Raw genomic sequence first — 1,023 nt, forward strand, 5'->3', positions numbered from 1 at the left:
TCTCAGCCTTCGGCTACGCCCTCGAGGAATGGACCTTCCTCCCCACCCCCGGCACCCGCGCCGACCTGACAGCCCACGTCCGCTCCGCCTACCTGGCAGCCCGCGACAGCCTCACCATGACACTCCCCCTATAACCCAATTCCACCGCCGCACAGGATGATCCGCGAGCTCTCCGATTTCGGGGCTAGGCTCGCGACTATGGCACCGAGCCGGGAAAGGCTGATGGCGAAGGGGGCGTCAGTGAGTTCGACCGGTCCACGGGTCGAATACCTCGATGCCGCGCCCCGCGAAGTCCTTCACGTTGCGGGTCGCGACAGTCGCGCTGTACAGCAACGCAATCGCGCCGATCTGCGCATCCATCACCTCGCCCGCTGAAGGCTTCGGCCGCTTCTCCATCAACCAGGCATAACAGAATGCGGCATTGTGCTCGTAAGACAGCACCCGGCCTGCCTCCTCCAGCGGCCGGAACACGGCATCCGCGACGTCGATCAGATGACGTTTTCGCCGCCCTTCCGGCAGCAGGAACAGACCCATGGCGACCTCTTGAGTGGTGATTGCGGTCGTATGGAATTCGTCCAGGGAGGCAACCCATTCGACCACGCGTGGAGCCTTCTCCGGCGTCATGAGCGCGTCCGATATGACATTCGTATCGAGGATGATCACGACTCGTGCCGGTCCGGGATCACCAACTCCACTCCCGCCGCGTCCAGCTCTTTCCGCAGATTGGCCAGACGCTCGATGAGAGCGGCACCGGACAGCGGATTCTCGGCCGCGGAGGGCGCGAGCGCAGCAGCGAGCACCTCCCGCGCCTCGGCTTCCATCGAATGTCCGCGTTGGGCGGCCTTCTTCCTGAGCCGTTCCTTCACTTTCGGATCCAGGTTGCGGATCGTGAGCGAAGCCGCAGTAGGCCGCTTCTTTCCGGTGCTCATGCAATCAACGCTAGCAATGATCACAGTCGACGCGCCCGAGGTTCGGATCGATTGAGCCGGGCCGGGCGGTGTGGGTGATCACCTCGTGGCGGGT

The 1,023-nt window shown here is 64.0% G+C and carries 2 protein-coding genes; both read right to left on the minus strand.

The window, feature by feature from the left end; genetic code table 11:
- Positions 1–237: 237 nt before the first annotated feature.
- Entirely contained in the window at positions 238–663 is a 426-nt protein-coding gene (locus tag ACAM49_RS40250; protein ID WP_369640753.1) for a type II toxin-antitoxin system VapC family toxin, read from the minus strand.
- On the minus strand, positions 660–929 hold the full coding sequence (locus tag ACAM49_RS40255) for a plasmid stabilization protein (protein WP_369640754.1): 270 nt from the start codon (positions 927–929) through the stop codon (positions 660–662). Before ACAM49_RS40255 ends, ACAM49_RS40250 begins: the two co-directional genes overlap by 4 nt.
- Positions 930–1,023: the final 94 nt, after the last annotated feature.

The organism is Nocardia sp. JMUB6875, from assembly GCF_041154655.1.
Lineage (GTDB): Bacteria > Actinomycetota > Actinomycetes > Mycobacteriales > Mycobacteriaceae > Nocardia.

Excerpts from the sequence above, each read along its gene's own strand:
- ACAM49_RS40255 (WP_369640754.1), bottom strand. The coding sequence starts at position 929 with ATGAGCACCGGAAAGAAGCGGCCTACTGCGGCTTCGCTCACGATCCGC.